The 18,189-nt window shown below is 51.1% G+C and carries 15 protein-coding genes; 13 read left to right on the top strand and 2 right to left on the bottom strand.

What is annotated here, in order from left to right; translation table 11 throughout:
* Positions 1-7 precede the first annotated feature (7 nt).
* The 9 genes from murD (at position 8) to ACO0LF_RS10980 (ending at position 10,497) form a co-directional block, all read left to right on the top strand.
* The gene (gene murD, locus ACO0LF_RS11020) at positions 8-1,513 is read left to right on the top strand and encodes a UDP-N-acetylmuramoyl-L-alanine--D-glutamate ligase (RefSeq protein ID WP_423014133.1); all 1,506 of its coding nucleotides are present in this window, start codon (positions 8-10) and stop codon (positions 1,511-1,513) included.
* On the top strand, positions 1,513-2,730 hold the full coding sequence (gene ftsW / locus ACO0LF_RS11015; protein WP_423014132.1) for a putative lipid II flippase FtsW: 1,218 nt from the start codon (positions 1,513-1,515) through the stop codon (positions 2,728-2,730). Before murD ends, ftsW begins: the two co-directional genes overlap by 1 nt.
* Positions 2,727-3,818, top strand: a complete 1,092-nt coding sequence (gene murG, locus ACO0LF_RS11010; RefSeq protein ID WP_423014131.1) for an undecaprenyldiphospho-muramoylpentapeptide beta-N-acetylglucosaminyltransferase — start codon at positions 2,727-2,729, stop codon at positions 3,816-3,818. Before ftsW ends, murG begins: the two co-directional genes overlap by 4 nt.
* A complete protein-coding gene (gene murC / locus ACO0LF_RS11005; protein WP_423014130.1) occupies positions 3,815-5,200 on the top strand; it encodes a UDP-N-acetylmuramate--L-alanine ligase in 1,386 nt (461 codons plus the stop codon). The genes murG and murC overlap by 4 nt, the downstream gene beginning before the upstream one ends.
* 27 nt (positions 5,201-5,227) lie before the next feature.
* Positions 5,228-6,190, top strand: coding sequence for a D-alanine--D-alanine ligase (locus tag ACO0LF_RS11000; RefSeq protein WP_423014129.1), 963 nt, complete (start codon positions 5,228-5,230; stop codon positions 6,188-6,190).
* Between the two features lie 17 nt (positions 6,191-6,207).
* Positions 6,208-6,999, top strand: a complete 792-nt coding sequence (locus ACO0LF_RS10995) for a cell division protein FtsQ/DivIB (protein WP_423014128.1) — start codon at positions 6,208-6,210, stop codon at positions 6,997-6,999.
* Positions 6,996-8,228, top strand: a complete 1,233-nt coding sequence (ftsA, locus tag ACO0LF_RS10990) for a cell division protein FtsA (protein ID WP_110255262.1) — start codon at positions 6,996-6,998, stop codon at positions 8,226-8,228. The genes ACO0LF_RS10995 and ftsA overlap by 4 nt, the downstream gene beginning before the upstream one ends.
* Before the next feature lie 124 nt (positions 8,229-8,352).
* Positions 8,353-9,552 carry a cell division protein FtsZ gene (gene ftsZ, locus ACO0LF_RS10985; RefSeq protein ID WP_422949570.1) on the top strand — a complete coding sequence of 400 codons (1,200 nt, stop codon included), beginning with the start codon at positions 8,353-8,355 and terminating at the stop codon, positions 9,550-9,552.
* A gap of 438 nt (positions 9,553-9,990) precedes the next feature.
* Positions 9,991-10,497: a peroxiredoxin gene (locus ACO0LF_RS10980; RefSeq protein ID WP_423014127.1), complete on the top strand. Its 507-nt coding sequence runs from the start codon at positions 9,991-9,993 to the stop codon at positions 10,495-10,497.
* Positions 10,498-10,567: 70 nt separating this feature from the next.
* Here ACO0LF_RS10980 and ACO0LF_RS10975 read toward each other — a convergent pair whose 3' ends face one another.
* Positions 10,568-11,002, bottom strand: coding sequence for a GNAT family N-acetyltransferase (locus ACO0LF_RS10975; RefSeq protein WP_423014126.1), 435 nt, complete (start codon positions 11,000-11,002; stop codon positions 10,568-10,570).
* A gap of 127 nt (positions 11,003-11,129) precedes the next feature.
* Between ACO0LF_RS10975 and lpxC the strand changes: the two genes are divergently transcribed.
* Entirely contained in the window at positions 11,130-12,065 is a 936-nt protein-coding gene (gene lpxC, locus ACO0LF_RS10970) for a UDP-3-O-acyl-N-acetylglucosamine deacetylase (RefSeq protein ID WP_423014125.1), read from the top strand.
* Between the two features lie 24 nt (positions 12,066-12,089).
* Here lpxC and ACO0LF_RS10965 read toward each other — a convergent pair whose 3' ends face one another.
* A complete protein-coding gene (locus ACO0LF_RS10965) occupies positions 12,090-12,593 on the bottom strand; it encodes a DciA family protein (RefSeq protein WP_423014124.1) in 504 nt (167 codons plus the stop codon).
* Positions 12,594-12,675: 82 nt separating this feature from the next.
* On the opposite strand from ACO0LF_RS10965, the gene ACO0LF_RS10960 reads away from it, so the two are divergent.
* The 3 genes from ACO0LF_RS10960 to ACO0LF_RS10950 all read left to right on the top strand — a co-directional run bounded on the left by ACO0LF_RS10960 (position 12,676) and on the right by ACO0LF_RS10950 (position 18,095).
* Positions 12,676-13,632, top strand: a complete 957-nt coding sequence (locus tag ACO0LF_RS10960; protein WP_423014123.1) for a M23 family metallopeptidase — start codon at positions 12,676-12,678, stop codon at positions 13,630-13,632.
* A gap of 323 nt (positions 13,633-13,955) precedes the next feature.
* Positions 13,956-16,715, top strand: a complete 2,760-nt coding sequence (secA, locus tag ACO0LF_RS10955; protein ID WP_423014122.1) for a preprotein translocase subunit SecA — start codon at positions 13,956-13,958, stop codon at positions 16,713-16,715.
* Between the two features lie 198 nt (positions 16,716-16,913).
* Positions 16,914-18,095: an acyl-CoA dehydrogenase family protein gene (locus ACO0LF_RS10950; protein ID WP_423014121.1), complete on the top strand. Its 1,182-nt coding sequence runs from the start codon at positions 16,914-16,916 to the stop codon at positions 18,093-18,095.
* Positions 18,096-18,189: the final 94 nt, after the last annotated feature.

The raw sequence follows: 18,189 nt of genomic DNA, 5'->3' as shown, positions 1-18,189 counted from the left end.
AAAGTTTATGGATTTTTCAGGTAAACATGTACTGGTTTTCGGCCTGGGTGAAACCGGGCTGGCGATGGCGCAATGGCTGCTGCGCGCCGGTGCACGCCTGCGTGTTGCCGATACTCGTGAAGCACCGGACAGATTGCCGCAATTGCAGGCTTTGTCAGATCAGGTGGAATTTATTGGCGGTGCTTTCACCCCAGCTTTGCTGGACGATGTCGAGTTGATGGCAGTCAGCCCAGGTTTGTCACCTCTGCGTGAATTGCAGGAACTGTTACCAGTAGCTGCTGAAAAAAATATCCCGGTCTGGGGCGAGATAGAGTTGTTTGCACAGGCACTGCAGGCATTGAAAACCGAGCGCGAATACCAGCCCAAAGTCATCGCCATCACTGGCACGAACGGCAAAACCACCGTCACCAGCCTGGTTGGTTTGCTGATAGAGCGTGCAGGTTTGACGGTCAAGGTTGCAGGCAATATCAGTCCGGCTGTGCTTGATGTTTTGCGTGAGTGCCTGGAGCAAGATAGCCTGCCGCAAGTCTGGGTACTGGAGTTATCGAGCTTTCAGTTGCATACCACGCATAGCCTTCAGGCCGATGTGGCAACGGTATTGAATATCACCCAGGATCATCTCGACTGGCATGGTAGCCTGCAAGCTTACTGCGCTGACAAGGCAAAGATTTTTGGCGAACAGACCTTGCAAGTCCTGAACCGTGATGATGCGCTCGTCATGTCCATGGCAAAGCCGCTTGGCAATGCTGTCAGCTTTGGTGTCGATGCACCCAAACATCTGGCTGATCTGGGTTTGCTGAACGAACATGGCATGGGTTGGCTGGTCGTGGCAAATCCGGCAGAAGATGCACCAGTTGTCACCAATAGCCGCCGCAAGAAAAAAGAAGTAGAGGAAATGCCGGTCATCATCAGCCGTCTGATGCCTACCGATGCCCTGCAGATCCGTGGCCAGCATAATGCCGCAAATGCCCTGGCTGCCCTGGCTTTGTGCCGTGGCATAGGTTTGTCATTCGCACCTTTGCTGCATGGCTTGCGTGATTACAAAGGCGAACCGCACAGGGTAGAGCAGGTAGCTAATATCGCTGGTGTTGATTATATCGACGACAGCAAGGGCACCAATGTCGGTGCCACAGTCGCTGCTTTGAAGGGATTGGGTCAACAGTCTGATGCCCTGCACAAACGGATTATTTTGATTGCTGGCGGTGAAGGCAAAGGTCAGGATTTTTCTCCCCTGGCTGATCCTGTAGAGCGTTATACCAAGGCAGTCATCCTGATAGGCAAAGCCAGAGAAGAATTGCAACAGGCGTTGGCAATAGCCAGTGTGCCCTTGCACGATGTCGCAACGCTGGAAATGGCCGTACAGGCTGCTGCTGAAATGGCGGCAGATGGCGATATTGTTTTGCTCTCACCAGCTTGCGCCAGCCTCGACATGTTCCGCAATTATGCCCATCGCGCTGAAGTGTTTGTCGATGCCGTGCGTGAAATCGCACTGACACGCGGGGAGGTTTGCTGATGCGTCAAATCCTGCTTCCACTGCAAAGGTGGTCACCGTTTGGTGCCCCCCCGGTGGATACCAATCTGGTCAGCCGGTCCAAGATGATGGACTATGACCAGCCTTTGGTGTGGGTGACGATTATTCTGATGTTGTTTGGCATGGTCATGGTGTATTCGGCTTCCATCTCTTTGCCGGATTCACCCAAGTATGCCAATTACAAGAATTCGCATTTCCTGGTGCGTCAGGCCATGTTTGTGGTGATCTCCCTGATTGCTGGTGCGCTGGTGTTTCGCATACCTCTTGCCGTTTGGCAGAAATATGCGCCGTATCTATTTGTTGCGACCCTGGTCTTGCTGGCAGCCGTGTTGATCCCTGGTCTGGGCAAAGGCGTCAATGGCGCCAAACGCTGGTTGTCTTTCAAGGTCTTGAATTTGCAGCCATCAGAATTGATGAAATTGTTCATGGTCTTGTATGCCGCTGACTATACCGTGCGCAAACAGGAATACATGCACAAACTGACCAAGGGTTTCGTGCCCATGCTGGCGGCAGTGGCTGTGGTGGGTTTGCTGCTCTTGCTGGAACCTGACCTGGGCGCTTTCGGTGTCATCGTTTGTATCGCCATGGGTATTTTGTTTTTGGGTGGCATTAACGGCGTCTGGTTTGGCGGTATCGCGGCCACCCTGGTGGGAATTTTTACTTCGGTGATTTTGCTGTCACCGTGGAGGCGTGAGCGCATTTTTGCCTACCTCAGCCCGTTTGAAGAAGACCATGCTTTAGGCAAGGCTTACCAGCTCACTCACTCCTTGATTGCTTTTGGCAGGGGTGAATTATTTGGTGTGGGCCTGGGTGCCAGCGTACAAAAACTGCATTATTTGCCAGAAGCACACACAGATTTTTTGCTGGCTGTCATCGGAGAAGAGCTGGGCTTCGTTGGTGTCATGGCGGTGGTGCTTTTATTTTACTGGTTGCTGAAACGCGCTTTTGAAATTGGCAGGCAAGCAATAGCCCTGGATCAAACCTTTGCCGGTTTACTGGCCAAGGGTATAGGTATCTGGATAGGTGTGCAGGCGTTTATTAATATGGGGGTTAACCTGGGCTTATTGCCTACCAAGGGTTTGACCCTGCCTTTGATGAGTTATGGTGGTTCTGGCGTCATGATTAATTGTGTGGGTTTGGCGATTTTGTTGCGTGTCGATTATGAAAACCGCGTATTGATGCGTGGAGGCCGCGCATGAGCCAAACGATAAAAAAAATGCCCAAGAAATTGCTGATCATGGCAGCGGGTACGGGCGGACATATCTTCCCTGGCCTGGCGATAGCCGACATCATGCGCGAACGCGGCTGGCAAGTCAGCTGGCTGGGTACGCAGACAGGCATGGAAGGGCAGATCGTTCCCAAGCACAATATCGCCATGGACAATATTGATTTCTCTGGCTTGCGTGGCAAGGGTTTGTCGCATACGGTCAGTGGTGCTTTCAAACTGGTCAAGAGTTTTTTTAGTTGCTTCAGCATTATTGGTCGCCGTCAGCCAGACGTGGTACTGGGCATGGGCGGTTATGTGACCGTGCCTGGCGGCATCATGGCTGCCTTGCGCGGCAAGCCAGTCGTGCTGATGAATGCTGATGCTGCCTTGTTGTTGTCGAACAAGGCTTTGCGCCCTTTCGCCAGTAAATTATTGTTTGGCCTGCCATCGGCGACGGTGACTGCCGATAAAAAAACAGAAGTAATCGGCAACCCCATACGCAAAGAAATTTGCGAATTACCCGCGCCAGCGACACGCTATGCAGCGCGCACCGGCCCTTTGCGCATACTGGTGGTCGGCGGCAGCCTGGGAGCTAAAGTATTGAATGAGGTAGTACCGCAAGCGGTGGCATTGTTGCCAGAAGCCCAGCGTCCTGTCATTACGCATCAGTCTGGCAAGCAACATATAGAAGCCCTGCGCCAGAGTTATGTGCAGGCAGGTGTACAGGCCGAGGTGCTGGATTTTATTGACGACATGCCGCGCCGCTATGCCGAAGCTGATCTGGTGATTTGTCGTGCTGGTGCGATTACAGTGTCTGAACTGACTGCGGCTGGTGTGGCCAGCATACTCGTACCTTTCATGGCATCGAGTACTTCACACCAAAAAGAAAACGCCATCTGGATGGCAGGGCAAAAAGCTGCCGTCCATATGCCACAAATTGAATTAAGTCCAGCATCGCTGGCAGAGAAATTAAAAGCACTGGACAGAGCACAATGTCTGGCGATGGCTGAAACAGCCTACGCCCTGGGGCAGCGCGAAGCCAGTGCCAACATCGCCCATATTCTGGAAGCATTAGCATGAAACACAAAGTCAAACACATCCATTTTGTAGGCATAGGCGGCTCGGGCATGAGTGGTATCGCCGAAGTCTTGTTGAACCTTGGTTACACCATTTCAGGTTCTGATCTCGGCAGCAATGCCGCTTCAAAACGTCTGGCGCAACTGGGTGCCAATGTCATGCAGGGCCATGCGGCTGATAATATCGCTGGTGCGGATGCCGTCGTGACGTCGACCGCAGTCAAGGGTGATAACCCGGAAGTCATCGCCGCCCGTGCCAAACACATCCCCATCGTGCCACGTGCCATGATGCTGGCAGAACTCATGCGCCTGAAAAGCGGTATCGCGATTGCCGGTACCCATGGTAAAACGACGACCACCAGTCTGGTTGCCAGTGTATTGGCGCAAGGCGGCCTGGACCCGACTTTCGTCATCGGTGGTTTGCTCAATAGTGCCGGTGCCAATGCCAAACTGGGTAGTGGCGATTTCATCGTGGCAGAAGCGGATGAATCAGATGCTTCCTTCCTCAATCTCTTGCCAGTGATTGAAGTCATTACCAATATCGATGCCGACCATATGGAAACCTATGGCCATGACTTCGCCCGCCTGAAACAGGCTTTCATAGAATTTACCCAGCGCCTGCCATTCTATGGTGTGGCAGTCTTGTGCCTGGATGATGCGAATGTGCGTGAAATCATGCCTTTCGTCTCCAAGCCCATCGTCACCTATGGTTTCCATGCAGATGCTGATGTACGGGCAGTCGATGCCACAGCCGCCAATGGCAAGATGCATTTCACAGTCGTGCAAGATGGCTATGAGAATATGCAGGTTAGCCTGAACCAGCCTGGCATGCACAATGTACAAAACGCCTGCGCCGCGATTGCGATTGCGCGTGAAGTCGGTGTCAGCGATGAGGCAACCCAAAAAGCGCTGAGTGAATTCAATGGCGTAGGCCGTCGCTTTACCCGTTATGGCGAAATTGCCCTGGCAAATGGCGGCACGTTTGCCCTGGTGGATGACTATGGTCATCACCCTGTGGAAATGGCGGCGACTCTGGCAGCAGCACGTGGTGCTTATCCAGGTCGCAGGCTGGTGCTGGCTTTCCAGCCGCACCGCTATACCCGCACCCGCGACCTGTTTGAAGATTTCGTGCGCGTGATTTCGGATGCGGATGCGGTAGTACTGGCAGAAGTCTATGCTGCAGGTGAGGCGCCGATACTGGCGGCAGATGGCCGTTCTCTGTCCCGCGCCTTGCGCGTCATGGGCAAGGTAGAACCGGTATTTGTAGAAGATATTTTGGAAATGCCGGACAGCATAGTGCGGATATTGAAAGACGGCGATGTCGTCATCGTCATGGGCGCAGGTTCCATCAATGCTGTGCCAGCAAAACTGGCACAGTCAGTGTAAATGTAGAAAACAAGTGATCAGATCATCATGAGCGAATTGAATTTGAAATCTCTGGGCAAAGTAGGCGTGCTGTTTGGCGGGCGTTCGGCTGAACGTGAAGTTTCCCTGATGTCCGGTACTGGCGTACTGCAAGCCTTGAAAAGCAAAGGCATCGATGCCCATGGCTTTGACACGGCAGAACGCAGCATCGCCGAACTGGCAGCAGAAAAATTTGATCGCGTCTTCATCGCTCTGCATGGTCGTTATGGTGAAGACGGCAGCCTGCAAGGCGTGCTGGAGCAATTGAATATTCCTTACACAGGCAGCGGCGTGATGGCATCGGCGATTGCCATGGACAAGATTTTTACCAAACGCATCTGGCAAACCTATGGCCTGAGCACACCAGCTTATGCGGTACTGACAGGGCAGACTGAATTGCGCCGAGTACCGGATACGCTGGGTTTACCGCTTATCATCAAGCCGCCACATGAGGGTTCTACAATAGGCATTACCAAGGTCGTCGGTTATTCAGACATGCAGGAAGCCTATGCCCTGGCGGCCCAGTTTGATGAGGTCGTGCTGGCAGAAGAATTTGTTGAAGGCCGTGAACTGACAGTGGCGATTCTGGGCAAAGGTGAGCAGGCCTATGCCTTGCCGATTATCGAAATCGTCGCACCCGATGGTAATTATGATTACCAGAACAAGTATTTTACTGACGACACGCAATACATTTGCCCGGCAGTACTGGAACAGGATTTGACTGACAGCATACGCAAAATGGCCGTTGATGCCTATCGTGCACTCGATTGCGAAGGCTGGGCCAGGGTCGATGTCTTGTTGCGCAAGTCGGATAACAAACCGTTTTTAATTGAAATTAATACTTCGCCAGGCATGACCGGACATTCTCTGGTGCCTATGGCAGCCAAGGCAGTCGGTATTAGTTATGAAGATTTATGTGTAGAAATTTTGAAGACGGCAAGTTTGAAAATTAAATCTGAACAAAAAAAGTAAACGAGTAAGAGTAAAAAATGTGGCATGACAGCAAGCTGATGAACAATACCGCGAATGCCCTGTTTGGGCTGGTGTTGTTCATTCTGGTGTTGTCCGGGGTGTGGTGGGTAATACAAAGGCCGTTGTTTACCCTGAAAGTAATACGGGTCGAAGCCAGCAATGCAACAAATGCTGCAGGCTTGCAGCATGTCAACCCGTTGACAATCAGGAACACGGCATTACCCAAGATCAGGGGTAATTTTTTTACCGCAAATCTGGATAGTGTACGGGCCGCGTTTGAGACTGTACCCTGGGTGCGCAAGGCCAGTGTGCAAAGAGAATGGCCCAATAAGCTCATCGTCACCCTGGAAGAACATGTGGCCCTGGGAACCTGGGGTGAAGACGGACAATTAATTTCTGCCAAGGGCGATGTGTTTACCGCCAACCTGGCAGAGGCTGAAGATGATGCAGACCTGGTAGCCCTGAGCGGACCAGAAGGTAGTGAAAAAGAAGTATTGGCGCAGTATCTGGAATTTAAAAACTGGTTTGCCAGGATTAACCTGGCACCGGATTCGGTGAATTATTCCAGCCGCTATGCATGGAGTCTGAAGTTGAATAATGGCATGGAAGTGCAATTGGGCAGGGTGCAGGATGCAACAACGCTCAAGGGCAGGGTGGAAAAACTGATGACGGTTTACCCGCAACTGCTGGCCAGTTTGCAAGACAGTATTGAAAGTGTGGACATGCGTTATCCGAATGGCCTGGCGCTCAAATCGAGTCACAGTAACATCGGATCAAAAAAGCAAACAAAAGCAAGTGGAAAGACATGACAAAAGACGCTAAAAATCTGATCGTTGGTCTCGATATCGGCACCTCAAAAATTGTGGCGGTCGTGGCAGAAGTCATGCCTGATGGCAGACATGAAGTCATCGGCCTGGGGCAGCATGAATCCAAGGGCCTGAAAAAAGGTGTCGTCGTGAATATCGAGGCGACCGTCGAATCCATACAACGCGCTTTGGAAGAAGCCGAGTTGATGGCTGACTGCAAGATACGCAATGTGTATACCGGTATCGCTGGCAGCCATATCCGCAGCTTTAATTCCAGCGGCATGGTGGCGATCAAGGATAAAGAAGTCACCGCAGCTGACGTTTCGCGCGTGATAGAAACTGCCAAGGCCGTCAATATCCCGACTGACCAGCAATTGCTGCATACCTTGCCGCAAGAATTTATCGTCGATAGCCAGGACGACGTGCGCGAGCCTATAGGCATGAGCGGCATACGCCTGGAAGTCAAAGTACATATCGTCACCGGTGCAGTGTCTGCTGTGCAGAACATCGTCAAGTGTGTGCGCCGTTGTGGCCTGGAAGTATCTGACCTCATTTTGCAACCGATGGCCTCGGCAGAAGCAGTGCTGACCAAGGATGAAAAAGAGCTGGGCGTGGTGCTCATTGATATCGGTGGCGGCACGACAGACGTGGCGGTATTTAGCGAAGGTGCAATACGCCATACTGCCGTGATACCGATAGCCGGTGACCAGATCACCAATGACATCGCCATGGCCTTGCGCACGCCGACCTCGGAAGCAGAAGAAATCAAGGTACGTTTTGGTGTCGCCAAGCAGGTATTGGCTGACCCTTCCGACACGCTGGAAGTGCCTGGCCTGGGTGACCGTGGCCCGCGTTCTTTATCGCGCCAGGCTTTGGCGGCAGTGATAGAGCCGCGTGTAGAAGAATTGTTTGCCCTTGTGCACCAGGTGGTGCGCGAATCCGGTTATGAAGATGTGCTCTCATCTGGCATCGTTTTGACAGGCGGTTCTGCTGCCATGCCGGGCATGGTCGAGATGGCAGAAGACATCTTTTTAAAGCCGACCAGATTAGGCATGCCGGCTTACAGCGGGCAGCTGGCAGATGTTGTGCGCAGCCTGCGTTATGCCACAGTTTTGGGGTTGTTGTTGGAAGCGAAGAAGCAGTATTTGCGCGGTCATCTGGTCACTCGGCAAGAAGGTTCAGCCAAAGCGGTCTGGCAACGCATGAAAGAGTGGTTTTTAGGGAATTTTTAGCTTGTATTTTGTATCTAATTTAGTGTAGTCATTTTATAATAGTTCGATATACAGTTATTAGTCGCTAGTCGTCACATCCCGGTGATGCCTAGCGACTGATAACTGCCTACCTGGAGGAGTCATGATGGAGTTCGATATGGTTGATAACGCCACACAAGGCACCGTAATCAAGGTTGTCGGCGTAGGTGGCGCAGGCGGCAATGCGGTTCAGCACATGATCAACAAAGGCGTGTCCGGCGTTGAGTTCATAGCAGCAAACACAGATGCGCAAGCACTGTTGCAGTCTAAAGCAAATAATGTGATACAGATCGGCGAGACTGGTCTGGGCGCTGGCATGAAACCGGAAGTCGGCCGCAAGCTGGCTGAGGATTCCCGTGCCCGCATAGAAGATGCATTGCGCGGCGCGCACATGGTATTTATCGCTGCCGGTATGGGTGGTGGTACAGGTACTGGTGCTGCTCCGGTAGTTGCGCAAGTCGCCAAAGAATTGGGTGCACTGACCGTGGCGGTGGTTTCCAAACCATTTTCCTACGAAGGTCAGAAATGCATGGACATCGCCGACGAAGGTCTGGAAGCCTTGTCTCAGCATGTCGATTCACTCATCATCATTCTCAACGAAAAACTCGAAGAGATTTATGAAGACGACAGCATGATCGAATGGCTGCAGCATGCAGATGATGTCTTGAACAATGCCGTTGCCGGTATTGCCGAGATCATCAATGTGCCTGGCCATATCAACGTCGACTTCAATGACGTGAAAACCATCATGGGCGAACAAGGCAAGGCCATGATGGGTACGGCAACTGCTTCCGGCGTTGACCGCGCACGCATCGCTGCTGAACAGGCAGTTGCATCACCTCTGCTGGACGGCATCGATTTGTCCGGCGCCCGTGGTGTGTTGGTGAATGTCACAGCCAGCCGTGGTCTCAAAGGTAAAGAGATCAAGGAAGTCATGTCTACCGTACGCGCTTTCGCTGCACCGGATGCATCGATCGCACAAGGTATCGCTTACGACGACAACATGGGTGACGATATCCGTGTGACGGTAGTCGCAACTGGCCTTGGTCGTGGCAAGAAAAATATACAGCTGGTGCAAACACCGATGCTGCGTACCGGTACGCACAATGAAACCGTGATGGCCAGCCCTGTCATGACATCTGCCACCATCAGCACCGGTTCTGTAACAGGTTCCGCAGGCTTTGATGGCTTGAGCAAACCTGCAGTATGGCGCCGTGAATCTGCGTCAGAAACAGTACGTGCCCTGGAAAAAAATGGCATGGAAACTTACGATATCCCAGCTTTCCTGCGCAAACAGGCTGACTGATTTATCTGGTTTTCTGCAAAACGCCAGCCTCGAAAGAGGCTGGCGTTTTTTATTTGGCGATCGAAATGGTGGACCAAAAAACTCACCACAGAGACACAGAGGCACAGAGAAAGGCAAGAGAAATGCGGTGTTTGGTTAGGTATCAGACGTATAGCAAAGATTCTATTTTGGGTGAAAACAATACTTTGAAAAACCATTGGTTCAGCGTGGCGGGACATCAAACACTTATTCCGATTGTTTTTCCTCTTGCTCTTCTCTGTGTCTCTGTGCCTCTGTGTTGAGAGGTCTTCCTTTTAACTTCTGCAAGAAAATTCTAGCTCAGGCATACTTGCGTCCTTCACTGTCGGTGTTGATATGGCTCAAACTTCCTGCGTTTTATGCAGGCGGTAGCATGCAGCAAGGCAATGAATATCCGAATACTTATCTAGGGAGCATAAAATGACAATCAAGATTGGCGATACCCTGCCTGAAGGCAGCCTGGCAGAATTTATTGAAGTGGAATCAGAAGGATGTTCACTCGGACCAAATACTTTCAAAGTCGCAGACCTGACCAAAGGTAAAACCATTGCGATTTTTGGCTTGCCTGGCGCGTACACGCCAACTTGCTCAGCCAAGCATGTGCCTGGCTATGTTGCACTGGCAGCAGATTTGAAAGCCAAGGGCGTTGATGAAATCTGGTGTATCTCCGTCAATGACGCATTCGTCATGGGCGCATGGGGCCGCGATCAAAAATCTACAGGCATCATCCGCATGATGGCTGATGGTAATGCTGATTTCAGCAAGGCTTTGGGCCTCAGTGATGACTTTAGTAAATATGGCATGGGCACACGTTCCCAGCGTTATTCCTTGTTGGCTGTTGACGGTGTCGTCAAGCAATTGAATATCGAAGAAGGTGGCAAGTTTGAAGTGTCGAACGCAGAAACACTGTTGGCCCAATTGGGTTAATCAGGTTTTCTGATCCGCAAAACGGCGCGCAGTTTGTGTACTGAGCGCCGTTTTTTTGTCGGAAATATGTTTAATCCAATGATTTGCTCATGATGTGTGACTGCACGCCATAACCCTGAGCCGCATAAAAATCCCTGGCATTGTGGTTGAAGTCAAATACTTCCAGCCTGATTTCTACTGCATCATGTTCGCGCGCCCAGCTCGTCGCGCCTTCCATCAATAATTTTCCTATTCCTCGTTTCTGATGCGTAGCAGAAACCACGATCGTGCCTATGCGGCAGACGCGACGCCGGTATAAAAACGGGATAGTGGTATTTTCATGCCAGCTCATGGTGATGAAACCCAGGACTTGCTCGCCATTGCAGGCCAGCAAGGCGCATCCGGCAGGGTTTTCAAAAGTGCTGTGCCAGAATTGGCGGTCCAGTTCGCGCTTCGGTTGTTGTACAAAAATATTGGGAGCAGCTGCATGATGCTGGGCATTGATTTGCTCACTGAGATCGCACATCGCGTCCAGATCAGTTGGCTTTGCATGGCGAATTTGAATTGTTGTTTTTGTATGCATTTTAAAATGTGAAACTGCTAATTTTCCTTGTCTATGCATGGGAAATTGACTGAAACGCTATAATAGCGCGATGTTAAAGCAAAGAACTATCAAACAAGTCGTGAAAACCGTTGGCGTCGGCCTGCATTCGGGCACCAAGGTTGAACTCGTCATGCGCCCGGCACCGGTCGACACCGGTATTATCTTCACACGTACTGACCTGACACCGCCGGTGGTTTTGCCTGCCCAGGCCCTGGGCGTGGGTGATACGCGCATGGCGTCGACCTTGTCGAATGAACATGGCAAGGTATCAACTGTAGAGCATTTACTGTCTGCCTGCGCAGGTCTGGGTATCGATAATCTGTATATCGATGTCAGCGCAGAAGAAATCCCCATCATGGACGGCTCTGCTTCTTCTTTTGTGTATTTGTTGCAACAGGCAGGCATGCAGGAGCAAAACGCTGCCAAGAAATTTATCCGCGTATTAAAACCAGTAGAAATTCGCGAAGGTACAGGCAAGTCCGAGAAATGGGCCAGGCTGGAACCTTACAATGGTTTCAAGCTGCATTTCTTTATTGAATTCAATCACCCGGCAGTCGATGGTACGGTGCAAACAGCAGAGGTTGATTTTGCCAGCGCCACCTTTGTGCAGGATGTCGCCAGGGCGCGCACTTTTGGTTTCATGCAGGATGTGGAAATGCTCAGGGGCATAGGTCTGGCACGTGGCGGTTCCATGGAAAACGCGATCGTCATGGATGAATACCGTATCCTGAATTCAGATGGCCTGCGCTTTGATGATGAATTTGTCCGTCACAAAATCCTGGATGCAATTGGTGATTTGTATTTGATCGGCCATCCCTTCCTCGCCAGTTATACTGCACACAAGTCTGGTCATGGCTTGAATAATCAGTTGCTGCGCGCTTTGTTGGCCCAGCCAGATTCTTATGAGATCGTCAGTTTCGATGATCTGGAGATGGCACCACCGACTTATGCCACGCAAGTGGATAGAGAGTGGGCACTCGCTTAAGCTGCAGGTTGAAGTCTTGAGAGATTAGCTGCCAGAGCGGTGGCGCTGTATCAAACGGCTCAGTGCTGCGCGCAGATCAGCATTTTGTGGTGTGTCTTCCAGCGCATGTTCCAATTGCCCAAAAGCCTGCAGGGCCTTGCCTGAAAATGCTATTTGCTTAACGGCAACAGGTTTCTCTACGACACGCCTGACTTGTACTTTGATGCGGATTGCGTTAATCTGCCATCCCCGTTCTTGCAAAAATGCTTGCAGTTTCGGACATTGCTGTTTCAATTTGGTCGCCAGTGCGGCGTTCGGCGCAGAGAGCGTCAACTGCCCCTCCGTTACTTGCATGACCTCACAAGAGGCAAATATAGGCGGCAGTATCAGTCCACAGTCTTTTTGCAGCTTCAGATTGCGCTGCACTGTGGGTAGCAGCTGCGAGATTCTCTCGTTACTGCGTAAAAAGTCACCGGCTTCGCTGGCACCAGGCACTTTGCGACCGCGTTTAATGTTAATCGGATAGGTAGGGCGTGAGAATGTTGACATGCGCAATACCTTACCACAAACAGGACAGGCCAGCTCTCACAAGGAGCTATAGGTCATCCATCGATTTCAGAGGAGCATATTGATGCAAATCATTTTGATGCACTCCCGCTTTACCCAGGCCAAGTCAGTGACTTTGTCTTCCCGTCATGTCATTCTTGCTTCATTTGCATTTCTGCTTGTCATCACTTTTTGTGCCGCCCTGATGGCTGCCCTGACTCTCAAGCTGGCCAGTGCCGACTTGCCGGTCTTGCGTGACCTGGTGCCAGTGGCTGCTGCTAGTGCTGGTGATACTGGTAATAAAGACAAGTTTATGAAAGAAAACCTGGCTGCCATGGCTGCCAAGCTGGGTGAAATGCAGGCACAACTGATACGCCTGGATGCACTTGGCGAACGAGTGCAGGGCCTGGCAGGCGTCAAGCCGGAAGAATTCAATTTCAAGGAAATGCCTGGTCGCGGTGGCCCTGAGGTCTCTACCCAACCCGCCAAGGAATTAAACCTGGCCGAGTTCCAAGCTGCACTGGCTGCCATGTCTGAGGATATAGAGCACAGATCAGATTATATGAACGTGGTGGAAACCAAGCTTATGGGCTTCAAGGTGCAATCCAAGCTTTTGCCTACCATACAGCCGGTGAATGTTGCCTATAATGCATCTGGTTTTGGCTGGAGGCTGGACCCTTTTTCTGGCCGCAGTGCTTTTCATGAAGGCATCGATTTTTCCAGTCCCAGCGGTACGCCCATCGTCGCGGCTGCTGGTGGGGTGGTGGTGGCGGCAGAATATCATCCGCAATTTGGCAATATGGTGGAAATTGATCATGGTGGCGAAATCATGACCCGTTATGCCCACTCATCCAAAATCTACGTCAAGCTGGGCGATATCGTGAAGCGCGGCCAGCATATTGCCGACATAGGTTCTACAGGCCGTTCCACAGGTGCGCATTTGCACTTTGAAGTGCATGTCAAAGGCGTGCCACAAAATCCCCATAAATTCTTATCGGCAGGTGCTAATCAAGCCAATCTTGCTGCTTTGAACCAGAAATAAAGCTGCATGCAAAACGGCCACGGCCGTTTTATCACATGAATGATACGCCCGAGGCCCGGCCATATTTGTGTCCGGGCTATTGAGTTTGGTGATACTGCCACCAACTGCAAGCCCATGTCTGGGAATTGTTTATCATTTGCATCCCTTCTTGTGACCAAAAAACCGCCAGATTTTATCTGTTATTGCTTTATTGACAGGCAAAATTGTGCAAGTACTGGTTAATTGGGTGTCACATGGTAAAATCACAGGTTATCCTAATGTTGCCGTCAAATTAAGCATTATTTGTGGCAATTTTTTTAAGAATTTAACTTTCCGTTCATAGCATGTCATTCCTGACCAAGATATTCGGCAGCCGTAATCAGCGGCTTTTGAAGCAATACCAAAAGACTGTGCGTGAGATCAACGCATTGGAACCCAAGCTGGAAGCTTTGTCGGACGAGGCTTTGCAAGCCAAGACTGCTGAGTTCAAAGCACGTGTTGCGAACGGAGAGACACTTGATGCCATCCTCCCGGAAGCCTTCGCTGTTTGCCGTGAGGCCAGCAAACGTGTCCTGAAAATGCGTCACTTTGACGTACAGATGATAGGCGGCATGGTTTTGCATTACGGCAAAATCGCTGAAATGGGTACGGGCGAGGGTAAAACCCTGATGGCGACCCTGCCAATTTACCTGAATGCCTTGTCAGGCAAGGGCGTGCACGTTGTTACCGTCAATGATTATCTGGCGCAACGCGATGCTGAATGGATGGGTCAATTGTATGGCTGGCTGGGTCTGAGCACGGGTATCAACCTGTCGCAACTCGATCACGATGCCAAGCAGGCTGCCTATGGCTCGGACATCACTTACGGCACAAATAACGAATATGGTTTCGATTATCTGCGCGATAACATGGTCTATGAAGCCAAAGACCGTGTACAGCGCAGCCTGAATTTCGCTGTCGTCGATGAAGTTGACTCTATTCTTATCGATGAAGCCCGTACGCCGCTGATCATTTCTGGCCAGGCTGAAAATCATACTGAGCTGTATTACAAAATCAATGAAGTACCCAAACTGCTGACGCTGCAGATTGGTGAAGAAACACCGGATGGCAAAGGCAAGATAGAAGTGCCTGGTGATTACACCAAGGATGAAAAAGCCCATCAGGTCTTGTTGACAGAAGCCGGTCATGACAAGGCAGAGAGTATCCTCACGCAAATGGGTTTGCTACCAGAAGGTGCTTCCCTGTATGACGCAGCCAATATCACCCTGATCCATCATTTGTATGCGGCCCTGCGCGCGCATGCCCTGTATTTCAAGGATCAGCACTATGTAGTGCAAAATGATGAAATCGTCATCGTTGATGAATTCACTGGCCGTATGATGACAGGCCGTCGCTGGTCTGACGGTCTGCACCAGGCTGTTGAAGCCAAAGAAGGTGTGCGCATCCAGAATGAAAACCAGACTCTGGCATCGATCACGTTCCAGAATTATTTCCGTATGTATGCCAAGCTCTCAGGCATGACAGGTACGGCAGATACTGAAGCTTATGAATTCCAGGAAATCTACGGCCTCGAAACCGTGGTCATTCCACCCAACCGTCCTTCCCAACGTAAGGACAAGCAAGATCAGGTCTATAAGTCTGCGCAAGAAAAATACAATGCCATGCTCATCGACATCAAGGATTGCTATGAGCGTGGCCAGCCTGTGCTGGTGGGTACGACCTCGATTGAAAATTCTGAGCTCCTGTCCGACATTCTGACCAAGGCAGATTTACCGCACAATGTTTTGAATGCCAAACAGCATGCCCGTGAAGCGGAAATCATTGCCCAGGCTGGTCGTCCAAAAGCCATCACCATTGCTACCAATATGGCAGGTCGTGGTACGGATATCGTGCTGGGTGGTAATGTCGCCAAACAAGTGCAATTGATAGAAGCCAATGCTGCCTTGTCTGATGCAGACAAGCAGACGCAATCACAAAAACTGCGTGATGAATGGCAGTCCTTGCATGAAATCGTCGTGAATGCCGGTGGTTTGCATATCGTCGGTACTGAGCGTCATGAATCCCGCCGCGTGGATAATCAATTGCGTGGTCGCTCTGGTCGTCAGGGTGATCCGGGTTCTTCCCGTTTCTATTTGTCACTCGACGATACCCTGTTGCGCATTTTTGCCGGTGACCGCGTCCGTGCCATCATGGACAGGCTAAAAATGCCGGAAGGCGAACCTATCGAAGCAGGTATCGTTTCCCGTTCCATAGAATCGGCACAACGCAAGGTTGAGGCACGTAACTTTGATATCCGCAAGCAATTGCTGGAATACGATGACGTTGCCAATGACCAGCGTAAAGTCATCTACCAGCAACGTAATGAATTGCTGGAAGCACAGGACATGGCAGAACTGATTTCTTCCCTGCGTCATGGCATGTTTGAAGACATCGTGCGTGAATATGTACCGGCAGAATCAGTCGAAGAGCAGTGGAATATTCCGGCTCTGGAAGCTGCCTTGCGTGATGAATGGGCACTGGATTTGCCACTGGCGCAAATGCTCAAAGACGATAGCAATATCACGGACGAAGACATTCTTGAACGCGTGCAAAAAGCCGCCAATGAAGTGTATGACGCCAAGATTGCTATCGTTGGTAAAGAATCTTTTGCCGGTTTCGAACGCAATGTCATGCTGCAAAGCATAGATACGCACTGGCGTGAACATCTGGCTGCGCTGGATCATCTGCGTCAGGGTATACATCTACGCGGTTATGCACAGAAAAATCCTAAGCAGGAATACAAGCGCGAAGCTTTTGAATTGTTTGGCCAGATGCTGGAAGCCATCAAGAATGAAGTGGTCAGGACCGTGGTTACTGTGCGCATACAATCCCGTGAAGAGATTGATGCGGCAGAAGAAAGACTGGCACAGTCACAGATCGAGAACGTGCATTACCAGCACGCTGATTTTGATGCCGATGCAACGCCGGAAGAAATGCTGGCACCTGATCCAGGCTTTGCTACCGATCAGCCAGAAATCAGTTATGCCCTGAAGGTAGGTCGTAATGACCCTTGCCCTTGCGGCAGCGGCAAGAAGTTCAAGCAATGCCACGGCAAACTGGCTTGATCATCTGAAGTAGCAAAAATGAAAGGCGACCATTTGGTCGCCTTTTTTATTTCTTCGCCCGCTATCCATTTTGGGATTCCCGATCTCCTGGCTTGACGCAAGTATGGCGCGAGGTTAAAGTGAACGGGCGTGCTTTATTTGGGCATTCATTCTATATTCTGGAATCTCACACTGTGCTGACCAGACCTGAGGGGACTTATGGACTTGAACTTTAACGATGCAGAGCTTGGTTTTCGTCAACTGGTCCGTCATTTCCTGCAAACTTCCTTACCCCAGGCCATCAGCCATAAAGTGCATCATGGCATAGCACTGGAAAAAAACGATTACCAGCAGTGGCAAAAGTTATTGCATGACCAGGGCTGGGGCGCATCTTCCTGGCCTGCAGCGCATGGTGGCACTGGCTGGACTGCTGTCCAGCGTTATATATTTGAAGAAGAATGCGCCGCTGCCGGTGCGCCGCGCCTGCCCCCTTTCGGCATCAAGATGGTGGCACCTGTCATCATGGAATTCGGTTCACCCGAGCAACAGCGGAGATTTCTGCCAAAGATACTAATGGCCGATGAATGGTGGTGTCAGGGATATTCGGAGCCGGGTTCTGGTTCTGACCTCGCTTCCGTCAAGACCACGGCTGAACGCAAGAGTGACAGCGAAGGTGAATACTATCTGGTGAACGGCCAAAAAACCTGGACTACGCTGGCGCAGTATGCCGACTGGATATTTTGCCTGGTACGTACAGACCGCGAAGCCAAGGCACAGCGTGGTATTTCATTCCTGCTCATCGACATGCAATCACCCGGTGTCACTGTCCGGCCCATCATCACCATGGATGGTGCGCATGAAGTCAATGAAGTCTGGTTTGATGATGTCAAAGTACCAGCCGCTAACCTGGTGGGCGAAGAAAACCGGGGCTGGACTTATGCCAAGTTCTTGCTGGGACATGAGCGTACCAATATCGCGGGCATAGGCATCGCCAAGCGTGAGCTGGCCAGGTTGAAGAGAGTGGCAGCGCGTGAATTCAAGAATGGCAAGCCACTCATGGAAGATGCCGCCTTTGCCATGCGCCTGGCACAGGTAGAAATAGACTTGATGGCGCTGGAAATAACCAATCTGCGCGTCTTGTCTGCAGAAGAGCAAAGCCACGCGCCGGGGCCGGAAGCATCGATACTGAAGATCAAGGGTACGGAAATACAACAGGCTATCACTGAATTGCTGATGCAGGCAGTAGGGGAACAGGCTTTGCCCCTGCGTGATCGTCAGGATACCAGCGAGCTGGCCAGTCCGCTCGCCATCAACTATCTGAACATGCGCAAGCTCTCCATCTATGGTGGTTCAAATGAAATACAAAAAAATATCATTGCCCAAATGATCATGGGTTTGTAAGGGCTAGGCCCGGCCTGCGTGAAATTTCCTCAGCGCAAACATGCTTCGCAGTGCAACAAAATGCCCTACAATGTCGGCTTGATTTCAACGCAAG

Origin of the sequence: Undibacterium sp. Di27W (assembly GCF_049340345.1) — a bacterium.
GTDB lineage: Bacteria > Pseudomonadota > Gammaproteobacteria > Burkholderiales > Burkholderiaceae_D > Undibacterium.
This window is presented reverse-complemented; position numbering and strand designations above follow the sequence as displayed.

Bases quoted from the DNA above. Each gene is read 5' to 3' on its own strand.
- murD (WP_423014133.1), top strand. From the start codon at position 8: ATGGATTTTTCAGGTAAACATGTACTGGTTTTCGGCCTGGGTGAAACC.
- ftsW (WP_423014132.1), top strand. From the start codon at position 1,513: ATGCGTCAAATCCTGCTTCCACTGCAAAGGTGGTCACCGTTTGGTGCC.
- murG (WP_423014131.1), top strand. From the start codon at position 2,727: ATGAGCCAAACGATAAAAAAAATGCCCAAGAAATTGCTGATCATGGCA.
- murC (WP_423014130.1), top strand. From the start codon at position 3,815: ATGAAACACAAAGTCAAACACATCCATTTTGTAGGCATAGGCGGCTCG.
- ACO0LF_RS11000 (WP_423014129.1), top strand. From the start codon at position 5,228: ATGAGCGAATTGAATTTGAAATCTCTGGGCAAAGTAGGCGTGCTGTTT.
- ACO0LF_RS10995 (WP_423014128.1), top strand. From the start codon at position 6,208: ATGTGGCATGACAGCAAGCTGATGAACAATACCGCGAATGCCCTGTTT.
- ftsA (WP_110255262.1), top strand. From the start codon at position 6,996: ATGACAAAAGACGCTAAAAATCTGATCGTTGGTCTCGATATCGGCACC.
- ftsZ (WP_422949570.1), top strand. From the start codon at position 8,353: ATGGAGTTCGATATGGTTGATAACGCCACACAAGGCACCGTAATCAAG.
- ACO0LF_RS10980 (WP_423014127.1), top strand. From the start codon at position 9,991: ATGACAATCAAGATTGGCGATACCCTGCCTGAAGGCAGCCTGGCAGAA.
- ACO0LF_RS10975 (WP_423014126.1), bottom strand. From the start codon at position 11,002: ATGTGCGATCTCAGTGAGCAAATCAATGCCCAGCATCATGCAGCTGCT.
- lpxC (WP_423014125.1), top strand. From the start codon at position 11,130: ATGTTAAAGCAAAGAACTATCAAACAAGTCGTGAAAACCGTTGGCGTC.
- ACO0LF_RS10965 (WP_423014124.1), bottom strand. From the start codon at position 12,593: ATGTCAACATTCTCACGCCCTACCTATCCGATTAACATTAAACGCGGT.
- ACO0LF_RS10960 (WP_423014123.1), top strand. From the start codon at position 12,676: ATGCAAATCATTTTGATGCACTCCCGCTTTACCCAGGCCAAGTCAGTG.
- secA (WP_423014122.1), top strand. From the start codon at position 13,956: ATGTCATTCCTGACCAAGATATTCGGCAGCCGTAATCAGCGGCTTTTG.
- ACO0LF_RS10950 (WP_423014121.1), top strand. From the start codon at position 16,914: ATGGACTTGAACTTTAACGATGCAGAGCTTGGTTTTCGTCAACTGGTC.